This is a genomic window from Ramlibacter henchirensis, from assembly GCF_004682015.1.
Lineage (GTDB): Bacteria > Pseudomonadota > Gammaproteobacteria > Burkholderiales > Burkholderiaceae_C > Ramlibacter > Ramlibacter henchirensis.
Map to the genome: position 1 here is coordinate 579,111 of NZ_SMLM01000002.1, position 15,625 is coordinate 594,735.

Sequence of the window (15,625 nt, forward strand, 5' to 3'; positions counted from 1 at the left end):
CTCCCACACCTCCCCGCCATGATCCGCGCCGCCATCATCGGACTCGGCACGTGGGGCCAGAACCTGGTCCGCAGCGTGCAGGGCGCCAGCCCCCACATCCAGTTCACCGCTGCGGCCACCCGCACACCCGACAAGGCGCGCGAGTTCGCCGAAGCCAACGGATTGCGCATGCTGCCCAGCTACGAAGCCGCGCTGTCCGACGCCGAGGTCGACGCCGTGGTGCTGGCCACGCCGCACTCGATGCACACGGACCAGATCATCGCGGCGGCGCGCGCCGGCAAGCACGTCTTCAGCGAGAAGCCGCTGGGCCTGAGCGCCGCCGACGCGCAGCGCGCCGCACAGGCCTGCGCGGACCAGGGCGTGACACTCGGCGTGGGCTACAACTGGCGCTACCAGCCCGCGCTGCAGAAGATCCGCGAGCTCATCGACGATGGCACGCTCGGCCGCGTGCTGCACCTCGAAGGCAACTTCTGCGGCCCGAGCGCCTACCGCTTTCCCAAGGGCCACTGGCGCCACGACACGGAGGAGGCGCCCGCCGGCGGCATGACCGGGCGCGGCGTGCACGTGGTCGATGCCATGCTGTACCTGGCGGGCCACATCGAGCAGGTGACGGCGCAGAGCTTCCGGCTGGCGCAGGACTTCGGCGTCGACGACACCACGTCCATGCTGTTCCGCTTCGCGAGCGGCGCCACCGGGTACCTGGGCACTGTCATCGCCACCGCCGAGACGTGGCGCCTGCAGGTGTTCGGCAGCAACGCGTGGGCCGAAGTCGGCGACGTCGAGCACCTGCACACCTGGGACCTGAAGGTGTGCCGCATCGACCGGAACAACATCACCGTGAAGCAGCGGCCCGAGGTGCTGACCTTCCCCAGGACCAGCACCGAGCGCGCCGAGCTCGAACACTTCGCCCGCCAGGCCGCCAGCCGCGAATCCATCGCGCGGCCGGGTGGCGACGCGGTCCACAACGTGGCGGTGCTGGAGGCGATCCTCGCTTCGGCCCGGACGCAGCAAGCGGTGCGCGTGCACTGATTCCCCACCCCGAGGAGTGCGAACGATGAACCGACGTTCCTGGATCGCGGCGCTGGCCGCGCTCACCCTGCCCTTCGCGGCCCGCGCGCAAGGCTTTCCCGACCGGCCGATCAAGGCGGTGGTGCCCTCGCCGCCGGGCGGCCCGCCCGACCTGATCCTGCGCGCGATGCTGCCGCGGCTGAACGCGGTGCTCGGCCAGCCGGTCGTGGTGGAGAACCGCGCCGGCGCCGGCGGCCTGGTCGGCACGGCCCATGTCGCGGCGCAGCCGGCGGACGGCTACACCTGGCTCTTCACCACGGCTTCGCACGTCAACATCCCGCCCTTCAACGAGAACGCGAAGTACGACCCGGTGAAGGACTTCAGCCACGTCACGCTGGCGGCGCAGAACTTCGGGCAGGTGCTGGTGGTGCATCCCGGCCTGGAAGCGAAGAACGTGCAGGAGCTGATCGCCCTGGCCAGGCGCAATCCCGGCAAGCTCACCTACGCGAACGCCGGCGACGGCACGGCCAGCCACATCCCGGCCGAGGTGATGAAGACCATGGCGGGCGTGGACATCCTGTCCGTCCCGTACAAGGGCGTGGCCGAAGCCACGAACGACCTGATCGCCGGGCGCATCGACATGTTCTTCGTGGGCACCAACATCGCGCTGCAGCACGTGCAGAGCGGCAAGCTCCGCGCACTGGCGCTCACCGGCGCCAAGCGGTGGAGCGGCATGCCGGACCTGCCGACCATGGACGAGCAGGGCCTCAAGGGCTTCAACAAGGTGAACTGGTTCGGCCTCTGGCTGCCGGCCGGCGCGCCGCCGGACGTCGTCAACCGCATCCACCGCGCTGTCGCGCAGGCCGTCAACGACCCTGAAGTGAAGCAGCAGTTCGAAAAGCAAGGCCTGGAAGGCGTGGCCATGCCGCCGGCGGAGTTCGCAACCTTCGTTGCGAGCGAACAGCGCGCGGCGCAGGACATCGCGCGGAGGATCCGGAAGTGAGCGAGCCCCTGCAGCCCTGGCAATGGCCGGAGGCCCACTGGCGCGGCATCGTCGAGCATGTGCGCGCCGGCCGCACGCTCCGGCCGGCCAGCTGGCCTGGCGGCGCGCGCTGCGCGATCGCGCTGTCCTTCGACTCCGACCACGAGACCAACGAGCTGCGCGAGGGCGGCGAGTCGATCGGCAAGCTCTCGCAGGGCCAGTACGGCAACCGGCAGGGCATCCCGCGCATCCTGGGCATCCTGGCGCAGCACGGCGTCAAGGCCAGCTTCTACGTGCCGGCCGTGACCGCCCTGCTCTACCCGGACGAACAGCGCCGCGTCGCCGCCGAAGGCCACGAGCTCGCGCTGCACGGCTGGATCCACGAGCGCAACTCGGTGCTGCCGGAGGCGGCGGAACGCGACCTGATGCTGCGCGCCGCCGACGTGCTGGAAAAACTCGCGGGCAAGCGACCCGTGGGCATCCGCACGCCTTCCTGGGACTTCAGCCCGTCGACGCTGAAGATCACGCGCGAGATGGGGCTGCTGTACGACTCGTCCCTCATGGCCGACGTCGACTGCTACGAGCTGCTGCTCGACGGCGAGCCCACCGGCGTGGTGGAGCTGCCGGTGGAGTGGATCCGAGACGACGCCGTCTACTTCAACATGAACCGCTTCGCCGGCCTGCGCCCCTACACGCCGCCGGCGGACGTGTTCGACATCTTCCGGCGCGAGCTGGAGGCGGCGCACGCGGAAGGCGGCATCTTCCAGCTCACCATGCATCCGCACATCAGCGGCTACCGCTCGCGCATCTGGATCCTGGAGGAGTTGATCCGGCACGCGAAGTCGCTGGGCAATGTCTGGTTCGCCGCCCATGCCGACATCGTGCGGCATGCCAAGGCGCACGCGCAGTGATGACCATGATCGACAACTTCTCCGATGCGCAGGTCGTGCGCAAGGCGGTGGTCGCCACCGAGGCGGGCGTCGTGGCCTCGCAGCACAAGCGCGCGGCCGAAGTGGGCGCCGCAGTGCTGGCCGCCGGCGGCGACGCGGTGGATGCTGCCGTGGCCACTTCGTTCGCGCTTGGCGTGGTGGAACCGTGGATGAGCGGCTGCGCGGCCGGCGGCGCGATGGTGCTGTGGCGGGCCGATGAGCGCCGCGCGCAAGTCGTCAACTTCAACATGCGCTCGCCGCGCGAACTGAAGCCAGAGGACTACCCGCTCACGGGCGACGGCCGCAGCTCGGACCTGTTCCCATGGAAAGCCGTGGTGGACGACCGCAACGTCCAGGGCGCGACGGCCGTCGCGGTGCCGGGGGTGATCGCCGGCATGGCACTCGCGCACGAGCGCTACGGGCGCAGGGACTGGCGCGAACTCGTCACGCCGGCCGTGCGGCTCGCGCAGGAAGGCCTGCTGGTCGACTGGTACTCGGGCCTGATCACCGCCTCCAACGCGAAGGGCCTCGCCCAGGACCCGGACGCGGCGGCCATGTTCCTCGACGAAGGGACCTGGCCGATCCTGGGCGGCTGGACGGCCGTGACCGAGCGCCACCTCGACCAGCGCAAGCTGGCCGGCACGCTGCAGCAGATCGCCGAAGGTGGGCCGAAGGCTTTCTACGAAGGACCCATCGCCCGCGCGCTGGTGCGCGACGTACGCGCCAAGGGCGGGTGCCTCAGCGAAGCCGACCTGGCGGCCTACCAGGCCGAATGGAACGAGCCGCTCACGGTCGATTACCGCGGCGGGCAGGTGCACGCCACGCCCGGGCTGACCGGCGGCCCCACCTATGCGCAGGCGCTTGCCCAGCTCGAGAAGGAGTTCGAACCGGCAGGCCGCGGTCCCGACGCCCGGGCCTACCAGGCGATCGCGCGCACGCTGGACGCCGCGTTCCGCACGCGCCTGAGCGACATGGGCGACCACGAGTCGCCGAAGTCCCCACCCTGCACCACCCACTTCAGCGTGGTGGACCGCCACGGCAACATGTGCGCGGTGACGCAGACGCTGCTGTCCATCTTCGGCTCGCGCGTCGTGTCGCCGTCGACGGGGCTGCTGCTCAACAACGGCGTGATGTGGTTCGATCCCGAGCCGGGCAGGGCGAATTCGCTGGCCCCCAACAAGCGCGTGCTGGCCAACTACTGCCCGGTGGTCGGCGTCGGCGAGGACCGGCGCGTCTTCGCGATCGGCGCCTCCGGCGGGCGCAAGATCCTGGGCGCCGTCATGCAGCTGAGCTCCTTCACCCTGGACCACGGCATGGACCTGGAGCAGGCCTTCCACCAGCCGCGCATCGACGTCAGCGGCGGCGGCCAGATCACCGCGGATCGCACGCTGCCGCAGGATGTGCTGAAGGCGCTCGGCGAGATCATGCCCACCAGCGTGGTGCGGCGCACCGTGTTTCCGTACGCCTTCGCCTGCCCGGCCGGCGTCATGCGCGCCGGCGGCAGGAACATGGGGTGCACCGAGATCATGTCGCCGTGGGGCGATGCGGTGGCCGGCTGAGGAAACGTCATCACGACGTCAACGCGAACTCCACCCCCGTCCGTGGCGGCCGCGTTCCGCTTCGATCCGTTCGAACGCGTGGTGGATTTCCTGGCCGCGCAGTTGGGCTGCTGCGGCAGGTTCACTCCAGTTCAGGCATCTGGTTCGGTCTGCACTTCGGGCGCGACCGGAGCGCCCGCGAAGACGTTCGAGATGACGACCGCCAGGGCCGCACCGGCCAACTGGGCGCCGACGAAGGCCGGGACGCTGGACGCCGCGATCCCCGCGAAGCTCTCGGTGAACATCCTCCCGAACGCGGCGGCGGGGTTCGCAAAGGATGTCGACGCGGTGAAGAAGTAGGCGCTGCCGATGTAGGCGGCGACCATGGCCGCGACCCGTGCCGCCGGCGCCCGCAGGATCACGAGGAGCAGCCCCGTGGTGGCCACCAGCTCCGCGAACCACTGCCCCGCCCCGCTCCGGATCTTGGTCGAGAGCTGCAGGATGCTCACATCGAACATCGCGTGCGCCATCCACGCGCCGAGCACGGCGCCCCCGAGCTGGGCGATGACGTACAGCGGAAGAAGCTTCCGCGGCAGCAGGCCCTTCACGGCCATCACCGCCGATACGGCCGGATTGAAGTGCGCGCCGCTGATCGGGCCGAACACCTCGATGAGGATGTAGAGCCCGCCGACGGTGGAGAGCGTGTTGACCACGAGCGCGACAGCCACGTTGCCCCCGGCCAGGCGCTCGCCCATGATCCCGGAGCCGATCACGATGGCCAGGAGAAGCGCTGTGCCCAGCACCTCGGCGAACAACTTCCGTGCGGCGCTCATGTCAGCTGATGGAGACGCGATTCAGCACCGGCAATGCGCAGCAGCAGGTGCGACAGCGCACTCGCCGCCCTCGCAGCAGTTGTCGGTCAGGTAGCCGAGCAGTTCGTTCATGCGTGCGAAGGCTGCGCGGTAGATCAGGTTGCGGCTCGCGCGCTCCTGCGTCACCAGCCCGGCATTCGTGAGCTCCTTGAGGTGGAACGACAAGGAGCTGGCGGCCATGCCCAGCCCCTCGGCCATGGTCGAGGGAGTCATGCCACGGGGGCCGGCGATGACGAGGGCCCGGAACACCTGCAGGCGCACGGGTTGGGCCAGTGCGGCCAGGGACTTCACGACTTCCGCTTCGGTCATGGACGGCACGCTACCACATTTCGACCATTATCGAAGGGTGGAAGCCAACTTCGCGGCCTCAGTGGACGACGCGGCGCCTCGGTAGAATTTCCCGCCGGGGACGTGAGCAGACTCCCCGCTCTTCCCAAGACGCGCCGCGTCCAAGTGCTGCTCCTGATCACGGGCCCTGCCCGGTTGGGAGCCTGACTTGCCGAACAGTTCCCCTTCCCCCGATGCGCCGTTCCGCTGGAGCGGCGATGTGCGACGCCTGCTCTGCGCCAAAGCGTTGCGCGGCTTCGGCGACGGCTTCGTCAGCCTGCTGCTGCCGGCGTACCTGCTGGAACTCGGCTGGACGCCCTTCCAGGTCGGCCTGGTCGCCACCACCACGCTCCTGGGCTCCGGGCTGCTGACCCTGGCCGCCGGCCTGCTGGGCCAGCGGCTGGGCCACCAGCGGTTGCTGCTGGCGGCCAGCACCCTGATGGCGGCCACCGGCGTCGGGGTTTCCTCCTTCAGCGGTTTCTGGCCGCTGATGGTGGTCGCCTTCGTCGGGACGCTCAATCCTTCAGGCGGCGACACCAGCGTGTTCCTGCCCGCGGAGCACGCGCTGCTCGCCCAGAGCGCGGAGGGCAAGGCGCGCACCGCAGCGTTTGCCCGCTACAGCCTGGTCGGCAGTCTGTCGGCGGCGGCGGGCGCGCTGGCCGCGGCAGTGCCCGCGTTTCTGAGTCGCCACAGCGGTCTGCCGCTCCTTGCGAGCCTGCAAGGCATGTTCCTGCTCTACGCCGTGCTCGGGATCGGCGTCGCCATCCTCTACCGCGGCCTGCGCACCCAGTCGGTGGTCGACGCGAACCCGCAGCAGCCCGCAGGCCTCGGCCCTTCCCGCCGACGCGTCTACACGCTGGCGGCGTTGTTCAGCCTGGACGCTCTGGGCGGCGGCTTCGTCGTGCAGTCGCTCCTCGCGCTGTGGCTGTTCCAGCGGTTCGGTCTGTCGCTCGAGGCCGCCGCTTCCATCTTCTTCTGGACGGGCGTGCTGACGGCGTTCTCCTACCTCGTCGCAGCCCGCATCGCCGATCGCATCGGCCTGGTTCGCACCATGGTCTACACGCACCTGCCTTCGAGCCTGTGCCTGATCGCGATGCCGTTCTGCACCGGGCTCGGGTGCGCGATCGCCCTGCTGCTGGTGCGCAGCGCCCTCTCGCAGATGGACGTGCCGACCCGCAGTTCCTATGTCATGGCGATCGTCACGCCGGCCGAACGCAGCGCTGCAGCCAGCGTGACGTCCGTCCCGCGCAGCCTGGCAGCGACCGCCAGCCCGGTGCTGGCGGGATACCTGCTGGGCCTGTCCAGCTTCGGATGGCCGCTGGTGGTCGGAGGCGCGCTGAAGATCGTCTACGACCTGCTGCTGCTGGCCATGTTCCGGCGCGTGCATCCGCCGGAAGAAGACCAGGTCAGCAGGTGTACGGTGCCCAGTAGAAAGTGCTGATCGTCGGCGTGTAGCCCGGATTGGCGAACTTGGCGATGTACAGGTTGCCCTGGTAGGTGACGATCGCCCCGGCCGCGTACTGGCGGCCCTGCACCCAGGCCGGGAAGGTGCACCCCGTCGCAGCCGTGACCGTGAATGCGGCATTGGCCGACACGGCTCCTCCCGGGTTGAGCACCGACACCTGGGCGGTGCCCGCGCCGGCGATGTCGGCCGCGGTGATGGCCGCCCGCAGCTGTGTCGCGCTGACGAAGGTGGTGGTGCGCGCCGCGCCGTTCCAGCGCACGGTGGCGCCGGAGACGAAGTTGCTGCCGTTGACCGTCAGCGTGAACGCGGCACCGCCCGCCGTCGCCGTGTTCGGCGCGAGCGACGCCACGGCAGGCGCGCCGGCGGGAGGTGTCTGCGTGCCCGTGCACTGGTAGGGCGCCCAGTAGAAGGTGCTGATCGTCGGGTTGTAGCCCGGGTTCGCGAACTTCGCGATGTACAGCGCGCCTTGATAGGTGACGATCGCCCCGGCCGCGTACTGCCGACCCTGGACCCACGCGGGGAACGTGCAAGTGGCGGTCGCCGCGGCCGTGACCGTGAACGCAGCATTGGCGGACACGGCGCCTCCCGGATTGGCGACGGACACCTGGGCCGTGCCTGCAGTGGCCACGTCGGCTGCGGTGATCGCGGCCCTGAGCTGCGTCGCGCTGACGAAAGTGGTCGTGCGCGCCGCACCGTTCCAGCGCACCGCCGCGCCGGAAACGAAGTTGCTGCCGTTCACCGTCAGCGTGAACGCGGCTGCTCCCGCCGTGGCGGTGTTCGGGGCCAGCGACGCGACGGCGGGAGGCGTCGCTGCTGCCGGCGCTGTGGTGGTGAATGCAGCGTTGGCGGAGACCGCGCCTCCCGGGTTGAGCACGGACACCTGGGCCGTCCCTGCAGTGGCGATGTCGGCTGCGGTGATGGCGGCCGTGAGCTGCGTCGCGCTGACGAAGGTGGTCGTCCGCGCCGCGCCGTTCCAGCGCACCGCCGCGCCGGAGACGAAGTTGCTGCCGTTGACTGTCAGCGTGAAGGCCGCACCGCCGGCCGTGGCGGTGTTCGGCGCCAGCGACGCCACGGCAGGCGCCCCCGTCGTTGGTGTCGGCGTGGCCGTGCACTGGTACGGCGCCCAGTAGAAGGTGCTGATCGTCGGGTTGTAGCCCGGGTTCGCGAACTTCGCGATGTACAGCGCGCCCTGGTAGGTGACGATGGTGCCCGCCGCGTACTGCCGCCCTTGCACCCAGTTGGGGAAGACGCAGGTGGTCGGCGTGGTGGTGTTCGCCGTGATCGTGAACGTGCTGGTGCCCGAAGCGGCCCCGCCCGGATTGAGCACGGACACCGCGGCAGTGCCCGCCGTGACGATGTCCGTGGCGGGGATCGCCGCCGTGAGCTGCGTCGCGCTGACAAAGGTGGTCGGGCGCGCAGCGCCGTTCCAGCGCACCGCGGCGCCCGATACGAAATTGCTGCCGTTCACCGTCAGGGTGAAAGCCGGCCCGCCCGGCGGCGCGGTTGCGGGCGCCAGCGAAGTCACGGCGGGGCCGCCGCCTGCGGGTGGAGTGGGCGACGCGGTGTTTCCGACCTGGACGATGCTGCCGACCGACGGCACGCCGTTGGCGTCGACGAGGAAGAGCATGTAGTGGCCGGGCGGCGCCAGGTTGCCGTTGGCCGGCGGCGTGATCTCCAGCGTGCCGGTGCCCGCGGTGAACTGCAGCACGTTCAGGCGCTGGTCCATGTTGAAGGCGTGCGTGACGGACGACAGCCGGATCAGGGTCACCTTGCGGATGCCCGCAGCCTCGGCGCTCTGCACCGAGAACCGCTGGCCGTAGGCGATCTGGGCCGGCACGCCGCTCATGGTCGGCCGGGCGCCCTTGAACAGGTACGGCGGCGAGAAGATCTCCGGCACCGGCTGGTCATCGCCGCCGGTCACGGCTACTCGGCCATCCGGGAGCAGCATGGCGCCCGAGTGGTACAGGCGCGGCACCGTCGCGCTGGCCATCGTGGTCCACGCTTCGGTGTCGGGGTTCCACAGCTCGGCGGAAAAGACCGCGCCTGACGCGTTGTTGAAGCCCGCGGCGGAGGTGCCGCCGGTCACGAGCACGGTTCCGTCCGGCAGCACCGTGCTGTTGACCTGCCGGCGAGCGACGGACATCGGCCGGACGGCGCGCCACGCCGGCGTCGCCGCATTGAGGTCGATGACCTCGGCCGTCGTCGTCGGCGGGTCGCCCCCGCCGACCGCCAGCACCTTGCCGTCCGCGTACATCGCGGCCGTGCCGTAGTCGCGGAAGACTCCGTTGCGCGAACCCAGTTGCGACCAGCTGCCGGTGCCGCTGGTGTCGAGCGAGCGCGTGATCTGGTCGGGCCCGAGGTCGAACACCCGGCCGTTGGGCGCCACGACCATCCTCGGGTAGTACGACTGGCTCAGATGCGCGCCGGTGAGGCTGCGCCAGCTGTTGGTCGACAGCTGGTAGACCTGCGGCAGCGTGTTCACGCCGACGGTCAGGTCGACGGACCCGGACACCACCAGCGCATCGCCGTTGGGCAAGGTCGTCACCGTCGGGTACCAGCGACCCGCGTTCATGTTGGGCGCCGGCGACCAGCTGTTGGTCGCGGGGTTGTAGATGGCGGCCCGGGGCAGGCCGATGTCGTTTTCGATGTGCCCCCCGGCCACCAGCACCCGGCCGTCCGGCAGCAGCGCGTGGCCCGAGCAGAACAGGTCGAATCCGGCGCCGGGCAGGTTGCTCACCTGTCCGGTGACGGGATCCCAGAGGGTGTGCCCGCCGCCGGGCGCCCACAGCATCACCTTCTGGTTGGGGAGATAGACGTTGTGGACCGGCGCGAACGGCAGGGCCTGGGAGCGCGTCCACTGGCCGACGGAACTCGCTTGCGCGAAAGACTCGTGGGCGCCTAGCAGGGAAGCGACGCCGAGCAGCCCGAACAGCCCGGTACGCAGTGCGCGGGCGGCGTTCATGGCGCACCCACCGGACGCAGCAGGAAGACGCGCAGGGGCGCGTCGTGGAATGCGTGGTCGTCGCCCGCCTGGCCGGGCGGGGCCGCATGGCCGACGGCCACGATGGCGCCCGCGTTGTTGATGCCGACCGCCTTGGTGAGCACCACGTGCAGGGGCGGGATGAGCGTATTGAGGTCCTGGATGCCGCCCGTGCGGGTCCACAGGAAAGCTCGGCGGCCGGCGCTGCTGCTGGTCGTCCCGACGACGGCGCCGGAATCGTTGATGCCGAACGCCTCGCTGAACTCGCCGCCGGGCAGCGCCCCCAGGCTCGTCACCAGGCCCGCCGAAGTCCAGAGGGCCGCATGGCGCATGACGCCGCCCGCGCTGCCGGTGTAGCCCACCGCGTCGCCCGTGGCATTGACCGCGCGCGCTTCACCGGTCGAGTCGCCCGGGATCAGTTGCAGCTCCGTGGCGGCTTGCCCGGCCGGCCACAGCACAGGGCGGTCCCCTGCGTCGCCACTGACCAGCCCCGCGACATCGCCGCGGGTCGAGATGTCGTTGCCGCGGCTGCTGCTTGCGCCGGCCACTGCGGGCAGCGCAGCGGGCGTGCCGCCGGCATTCCAGGTGACCGCGCGCTGGCCGCCGGGGCCGCTGGAAAAGCCGGTCGCCTGGCCGAGGTTGTTGATGCCGAAAGCCGCGCTGTTGGTGTCGCCGGGCAAGGGGGGCAGTTCCCTCGTTGCTCCGCCTGTGGAACCCGCAAACGCCCGCAGGCCGTTCGACGAATTCGCGCTGCCGACGAAGGTGCCGCCGTCGTTGATGCGGTAGATCGTGGAGTTCTCGCTCCCCGCCGCGCCGGCGACCTGCTGCGCCACGGGACCGCCTTCGAAGATCAGGCCCCTGCGCGGGCCCCGGTCGTCGACGAGCCGGCCACCGCCTCCAGCACGCCCCTGGTTGTTCGGGCCGCGGACCACGTTCGGATGACCGGGCTGGAGTGCGGCGAGGTCGGTGAGGGTGTAGGAAGGTGCGGCGCTTGCCGCAGCCGCGCCTGCGGACAGGAAGATCCAAAGGAGCGCGCGGGCGCAATGATGGCCGCACGACGTTGGCGCTCTGTGCATGGTCTCCTCCTGCTCCAGGCCGAGCTGGTGGGAAACATCCCCACCTCGGTGCATTTGGAATCGCCTTTCAGTCGACTGCAAGGCGCGGCATGTACCAAGGTGTTTTTGGTGCGCGCAAACCACTGGACCGTTGGCGCGCTAACAGCGCACGGGATGTGCGTCCGATGACATGGTCAGGTGCAGGTCAGGCAGCAACGCGCCGCGTGGGAACAGTCGCGCCAGCGCGTGCTGAACGCCACCCTGCGACAGGGCGGCTGAATCTCTTCAGAGCCCCTTGCCCAGCAGTCCGCGTTGCGCCAGGTTCGCCATGAAGGCGCGCAGGCCGAACGTCCAGGGCGCCGCCTTCTCGCTGTGGTTCACGCGGTTGCACAGCTCGCCCAGCCGCGCGCTGCGGATCGAGACGCGGTCGCCCAGCTTGTGGGTGAAGCCCGCGCCCGGCGCATCGCGATCCTTCGTCGGCGCGAACAGCGTGCCGAGGAACAGCATGAAGCCGTCCGGGTACTGGTGCGCGGCGATCGTCTGGTCGACGATGTCCTGCGGTTCGCGGCTGATGAACTCCATCGAGTTCAGGCCTTCCATGACGAAGCCTTCCGGTCCGTCCACGCGCAGGTCCACCTTTTCGCGCCGCACGTCGGCCAGGCCGAAGCTCGCGTCGAACAGACGGATGAACGGGCCGATGGCGCAGGAGGCGTTGTTGTCCTTGGCCTTGGAGAGCAGCAGCGCGCTGCGCCCTTCCAGGTCGCGCAGGTTCACGTCGTTGCCGAGCGCGGCGCCCACGATGCGGCCGCGGCTGTTGACAGCCAGCACCACCTCGGGCTCCGGATTGTTCCAGCTCGAATCGGAGCGGATGCCGATCTCCGCGCCCGTGCCCACCGCGGACAGCACCGGCGCCTTGCTGAACACCTCGGCATCGGGGCCGATGCCCACTTCGAGGTACTGCGACCACAGCCCCTGCTCCTGCAGCAGCTTCTTCAGCGCCATCGCCTGCGGTGAACCCGGCTTGAGCCTGGACAGGTCGGTGCCGATCTGCGCCACGACGCGGGCTCGCACTTCCTGCGCCTTGGCGGGATCGCCGTCCGCCTGTTCTTCGATGAGGCGCTCGATCAGGCTGCTCGCGAACGTGACGCCGGCCGCCTTCACCACCTGCAGGTCGCAGGGGGCGAGGAAGAAGGGCTTGCGCGGATCGCGGCGGGCCTCGTCGCTGTTGGCGAGGATGTCGTCGACGCTGCCCAGGCGTTCGCCCGCGGAGCCGCGCACGGCTCTCACGGGGTCCGGCCGCTCCAGCAGCGTGGCCATGGTGGCGAACTCGGCGCTCACGTCGAACACGCCGGTCTCGCGCAAGGCCACCACCGAAGGGCCCTGCACGTCGGGGCGCCACACGCGAGCGACCAGCGTGCCGGCGTAGCCGTCGTCGGGAAGGAAGCGGCGGACCTGGAGTTCGAGGTCGAGGGTTGCCATCACTGGGCCTTGATGTTGGCGGCCTTCACGAGCTTGCCGAACCGCTCGAACTCGCTTCGGCCGAACTCCGTGAACTGCTGGAGCGTGAGGTCTTCCGATTGTCCCCCGAGCGCACGCAGCCGCTCCTGCACATCGGGCAGCTTCAGCGTGCGCTGCAGTTCGGCACCGAGCTTGTCGACCACGTCCCTGGGAGTGCCGGCCGTGGTGTAGAGGCCATACCAGGTCGTGATCTCCAGCGACGGCATGCCGAGCTCCCGCACGGTCGGGACGTTCGGCAGTTCATCCAGGCGCTTCGGGGTGGTGACGGCCAGCGCGCGCAGCGCACCGGCCTTCACCTGCCCCATCGCCGACGACGTGGTGTCCAGCATGAACTGGACCTGTCCGCCGATCAGGTCGGTGTGCGCGGCGCTGCTGCCCTTGTAGGGAACGTGGACGGCCTTGGTGCCGGCGGTCAGGTTGAGGGATTCGCCGGCGATGTGCTGCGTGCTGCCGATGCCCGACGACGCATAGGCATAGCGCGAGGGATTGGCCTTGATCTCCGCGATGAGCTCGCCGGCGCTGCGGGCCTTTTCGTCGGCGCCCACCAGCAGCAGGTGCGGCACGACGACCACCATGCCGATCGGCTGCAGGTCCTTCAACGGGTCATAGGCCAGCTTCAGCAGGTGGGGCGCGATCGCCTGCCCCGTGTTGGTGGCCACCAGCAGCGTGTAGCCGTCGGCGGGCGCCTTCGCGGTCGCATCCGCGGCGAGCGTGTTCGCCGCACCCGGCCTGTTCTCCACCACGAAGGATTGCTTCATGGACACGCGGAACTTGTCGGCCAGCATGCGCGCGAGGATGTCGGTGCCGCCCCCGGCGGTGGCGCCCACCATGATCCTGACGGGTTTCGCCGGGTAGTCCTGCGCGAGCGATGCGCCCGCACCGAGCGCGAGCAGCGTTGCCATGGCGGCGGAGATGAAGGTCTTGCGGTTCATGGTTCCTTGCCTCCTTGCTGGATGTGCTTCAGCGGCGTGCGGTCGCCATCCGGCAGGCCAGCCGGAACGCGGCCAGCATCGCGCCGGGATTGGCGACACCCTTGCCGACGATATCGAACGCGGTGCCGTGCGCCGGCGTCAGGATCGGCACCGGCAGGCCGCCCTGCACCGTGATGCCGCGCGAAAAGCCCATCAGCTTCATCGCGATCTGGCCCTGGTCGTGGTACATGGTCACGACCGCATCGTATTGCCGTTGGTCGCCCTGCACCTTCAGGAAGATGGTGTCGGCCGGGAACGGGCCTTCGACCGTCAACCCGCGTTGGCCCGCGGCCTGCACGGCCGGGCCGATCACGTCGATCTCCTCGCGGCCGAAGGAACCGTTGTCGCCGTTGTGCGGATTGAGGCCGCACACCGCGATGCGCGGCCGTTCGATGCCGCTTCGCAGCAGTTCGCGGTGGATCAGCTCGATGCCGTCGGTGACCGCGTCGAAGGTGATCCGCTGCGCCACGTCCTTCAGCGCGATGTGCGACGTCACGCGCGAGGTCCACAGGCCGTCGAGCACGTTGAACTCGCACACCGGGCCGGTGAACGCCATCTGCTCTGCCAGCCAGTGCAGCTCGTCGCTGGTGTGCATGCCCGCCTCGTGCAGCGAGGTCTTGTTCAGGGGTGCGAACAGGATCGCGTCGGCGTGGCCTTGCCGCGTCGCCTCGAGTGCGCGCGACAAGGTGTCGAGGCAGTAGCGGCCGCCCTGGGCCGAAGCCTGCGCGCGCACGAACGGACCGGTGGTCCCGCCGCGGTAGTCCACCAGCACCGGCAGGCCGGCCGTGAAATCGGCGGACTGCGCAGACTGCGCGACCGCGTAGGGCGTGCGCAGGCCGGCGACTTGCATGCCCTGCTCCAGTTCGTTCCGATCGGCGATCAGCAGCAGGTCGGCCGCCTCCCGCACACCGGGTTCGGCGAGCAGGCGGGCAACCAGTTCGGGGCCGATGCCGGCCGGGTCGCCCAGCACCACCGCCAGGCGCGGCTTGCCGGACGCCATCACTGCCCCTTCAGCCCGAGCTTCTGGATGAGGGCCCGGTAGAACGCGTGGTCCTTGGCCATCACGGCCGCGAACGCCTCGCCCTCGGCGTACGCATAGCCCATGTTCTGCTTTTCCAGCGCGTCGCGCAGGCTCTGCTCCTGCACCGTCTTCGCGGTGGCGGCGCGCAGCACGGCGACGATGTCCGGCGGCGTGCCCTTGGGCACGGCCAGTCCGCGCCAGGTGCCGATGGAAATGTCCAGGCCCTTCTCCTTGAGCGTGGGCACGTTCTCGAAGCCCTTGATGCGCTCGTCGGACATCACGGCGAGCAGCTTCAGCTTGCCCGCCGCCACGTGCGGGAAGACCTCGGCCGCGCTCACGGTGATCGCCTCGATGTGGCCGCCCAGCAGCGACAGCGCCGCGGGGTTGGCGCCCGCGAACGGGATGTGGTTGAACTTCGCGCCGGTCTTGTCCTCGACCGCCGCGGCCGCGAGGTGCCACGTCGATCCGTTGCCGCCGTTGCCGATGCGGAAGTCGCCCTTCTTCGCGGCGGCGATGAACTCCTCCACCGTCTTCCAGGGGGCATCGGCTCGCACCGTGATCGCGGCGGGGTCGTAGTTCAAGCGCGCGATGGGCGTGAAGTCCTCGTGCGTGATCTTCGTCAGCCCCATGTTCGGCTGCGTCATGAGGTCGGTGGCGAGCACCCCGACCTTGTAGCCCGGCTCCTTGCCATTGAGCACGTCGCCCAGCCCGATCATGCCGGCGGCACCCGGCTTGTTGACCACCACCATCGGCTGCGGCAGGTGCTTCACGGCCGCCAGCGCGAACGCGCGCGCCAGCACGTCGGTGCCGCCGCCGGCCGGGTACGGCACGATGAGTTCGATCGGCTTGGCCGGGAACGACTGCGCGAGCACGGACGCCGGCACGGCCAGCGCGCACAGCACGGTGGCCAGCAGGCCTCGGCGGGAAGTCTTGTTCATGTTCATCGGATGTCTCCTGTG

13 protein-coding genes are annotated in these 15,625 nt (G+C 70.0%); 5 read left to right on the top strand and 8 right to left on the bottom strand.

The genetic code is table 11. From position 1 onward, the window contains the following. The first annotated feature begins 18 nt into the window (after positions 1-18). Genes EZ313_RS15515 through EZ313_RS15530 form a run of 4 tightly spaced genes read left to right on the top strand, consistent with a single transcriptional unit; the run spans position 19 to position 4,478 of the window. Positions 19-1,029 (top strand): Gfo/Idh/MocA family protein, encoded by a 1,011-nt coding sequence (locus EZ313_RS15515; protein ID WP_135264188.1) that lies wholly within the window; start codon positions 19-21, stop codon positions 1,027-1,029. A gap of 25 nt (positions 1,030-1,054) precedes the next feature. Then, positions 1,055-2,011: a Bug family tripartite tricarboxylate transporter substrate binding protein gene (locus EZ313_RS15520; RefSeq protein ID WP_135264189.1), complete on the top strand. Its 957-nt coding sequence runs from the start codon at positions 1,055-1,057 to the stop codon at positions 2,009-2,011. Next, a complete protein-coding gene (locus EZ313_RS15525; RefSeq protein ID WP_205960406.1) occupies positions 2,008-2,901 on the top strand; it encodes a polysaccharide deacetylase family protein in 894 nt (297 codons plus the stop codon). The genes EZ313_RS15520 and EZ313_RS15525 overlap by 4 nt, the downstream gene beginning before the upstream one ends. Further along, a complete protein-coding gene (locus EZ313_RS15530; RefSeq protein ID WP_240788661.1) occupies positions 2,901-4,478 on the top strand; it encodes a gamma-glutamyltransferase in 1,578 nt (525 codons plus the stop codon). The genes EZ313_RS15525 and EZ313_RS15530 overlap by 1 nt, the downstream gene beginning before the upstream one ends. 131 nt (positions 4,479-4,609) lie before the next feature. Here EZ313_RS15530 and EZ313_RS15535 read toward each other — a convergent pair whose 3' ends face one another. Beyond that, entirely contained in the window at positions 4,610-5,290 is a 681-nt protein-coding gene (locus EZ313_RS15535) for an aquaporin (RefSeq protein WP_135264190.1), read from the bottom strand. A 21-nt stretch (positions 5,291-5,311) separates the two neighbouring features. Beyond that, complete coding sequence (locus tag EZ313_RS15540) at positions 5,312-5,638, bottom strand: ArsR/SmtB family transcription factor (protein ID WP_135264191.1); 327 nt, start codon at positions 5,636-5,638, stop codon at positions 5,312-5,314. A 187-nt stretch (positions 5,639-5,825) separates the two neighbouring features. On the opposite strand from EZ313_RS15540, the gene EZ313_RS15545 reads away from it, so the two are divergent. Beyond that, complete coding sequence (locus tag EZ313_RS15545) at positions 5,826-7,097, top strand: MFS transporter (RefSeq protein WP_167772600.1); 1,272 nt, start codon at positions 5,826-5,828, stop codon at positions 7,095-7,097. On the opposite strand, the gene EZ313_RS15550 is transcribed toward EZ313_RS15545, so the two are convergent. The 6 genes from EZ313_RS15550 to EZ313_RS15575 all read right to left on the bottom strand — a co-directional run bounded on the left by EZ313_RS15550 (position 7,063) and on the right by EZ313_RS15575 (position 15,604). Further along, positions 7,063-10,083 carry an IPT/TIG domain-containing protein gene (locus tag EZ313_RS15550; RefSeq protein WP_135264192.1) on the bottom strand — a complete coding sequence of 1,007 codons (3,021 nt, stop codon included), beginning with the start codon at positions 10,081-10,083 and terminating at the stop codon, positions 7,063-7,065. The genes EZ313_RS15545 and EZ313_RS15550 overlap by 35 nt on opposite strands. Beyond that, on the bottom strand, positions 10,080-11,177 hold the full coding sequence (locus tag EZ313_RS15555; RefSeq protein WP_167772601.1) for a hypothetical protein: 1,098 nt from the start codon (positions 11,175-11,177) through the stop codon (positions 10,080-10,082). The genes EZ313_RS15550 and EZ313_RS15555 overlap by 4 nt, the downstream gene beginning before the upstream one ends. A gap of 264 nt (positions 11,178-11,441) precedes the next feature. Beyond that, positions 11,442-12,635, bottom strand: a complete 1,194-nt coding sequence (locus tag EZ313_RS15560; RefSeq protein WP_135264194.1) for a fumarylacetoacetate hydrolase family protein — start codon at positions 12,633-12,635, stop codon at positions 11,442-11,444. Continuing rightward, a complete protein-coding gene (locus tag EZ313_RS15565; protein WP_135264195.1) occupies positions 12,635-13,606 on the bottom strand; it encodes a Bug family tripartite tricarboxylate transporter substrate binding protein in 972 nt (323 codons plus the stop codon). Before EZ313_RS15565 ends, EZ313_RS15560 begins: the two co-directional genes overlap by 1 nt. A 28-nt stretch (positions 13,607-13,634) precedes the next feature. Further along, positions 13,635-14,645: a 4-hydroxythreonine-4-phosphate dehydrogenase PdxA gene (locus EZ313_RS15570; protein ID WP_135264196.1), complete on the bottom strand. Its 1,011-nt coding sequence runs from the start codon at positions 14,643-14,645 to the stop codon at positions 13,635-13,637. Further along, the gene (locus EZ313_RS15575; RefSeq protein WP_135264673.1) at positions 14,645-15,604 is read right to left on the bottom strand and encodes a Bug family tripartite tricarboxylate transporter substrate binding protein; all 960 of its coding nucleotides are present in this window, start codon (positions 15,602-15,604) and stop codon (positions 14,645-14,647) included. The genes EZ313_RS15570 and EZ313_RS15575 overlap by 1 nt, the downstream gene beginning before the upstream one ends. Between the last annotated feature and the right edge of the window lie 21 nt (positions 15,605-15,625).

Coding starts and splice junctions, on each gene's coding strand:
- EZ313_RS15515 (WP_135264188.1), top strand. CDS start 19: ATGATCCGCGCCGCCATCATCGGACTCGGCACGTGGGGCCAGAACCTG.
- EZ313_RS15520 (WP_135264189.1), top strand. CDS start 1,055: ATGAACCGACGTTCCTGGATCGCGGCGCTGGCCGCGCTCACCCTGCCC.
- EZ313_RS15530 (WP_240788661.1), top strand. CDS start 2,901: ATGACCATGATCGACAACTTCTCCGATGCGCAGGTCGTGCGCAAGGCG.
- EZ313_RS15535 (WP_135264190.1), bottom strand. CDS start 5,290: ATGAGCGCCGCACGGAAGTTGTTCGCCGAGGTGCTGGGCACAGCGCTT.
- EZ313_RS15540 (WP_135264191.1), bottom strand. CDS start 5,638: ATGACCGAAGCGGAAGTCGTGAAGTCCCTGGCCGCACTGGCCCAACCC.
- EZ313_RS15550 (WP_135264192.1), bottom strand. CDS start 10,083: ATGAACGCCGCCCGCGCACTGCGTACCGGGCTGTTCGGGCTGCTCGGC.
- EZ313_RS15555 (WP_167772601.1), bottom strand. CDS start 11,177: ATGCACAGAGCGCCAACGTCGTGCGGCCATCATTGCGCCCGCGCGCTC.
- EZ313_RS15560 (WP_135264194.1), bottom strand. CDS start 12,635: ATGGCAACCCTCGACCTCGAACTCCAGGTCCGCCGCTTCCTTCCCGAC.
- EZ313_RS15565 (WP_135264195.1), bottom strand. CDS start 13,606: ATGAACCGCAAGACCTTCATCTCCGCCGCCATGGCAACGCTGCTCGCG.
- EZ313_RS15570 (WP_135264196.1), bottom strand. CDS start 14,645: ATGGCGTCCGGCAAGCCGCGCCTGGCGGTGGTGCTGGGCGACCCGGCC.
- EZ313_RS15575 (WP_135264673.1), bottom strand. CDS start 15,604: ATGAACAAGACTTCCCGCCGAGGCCTGCTGGCCACCGTGCTGTGCGCG.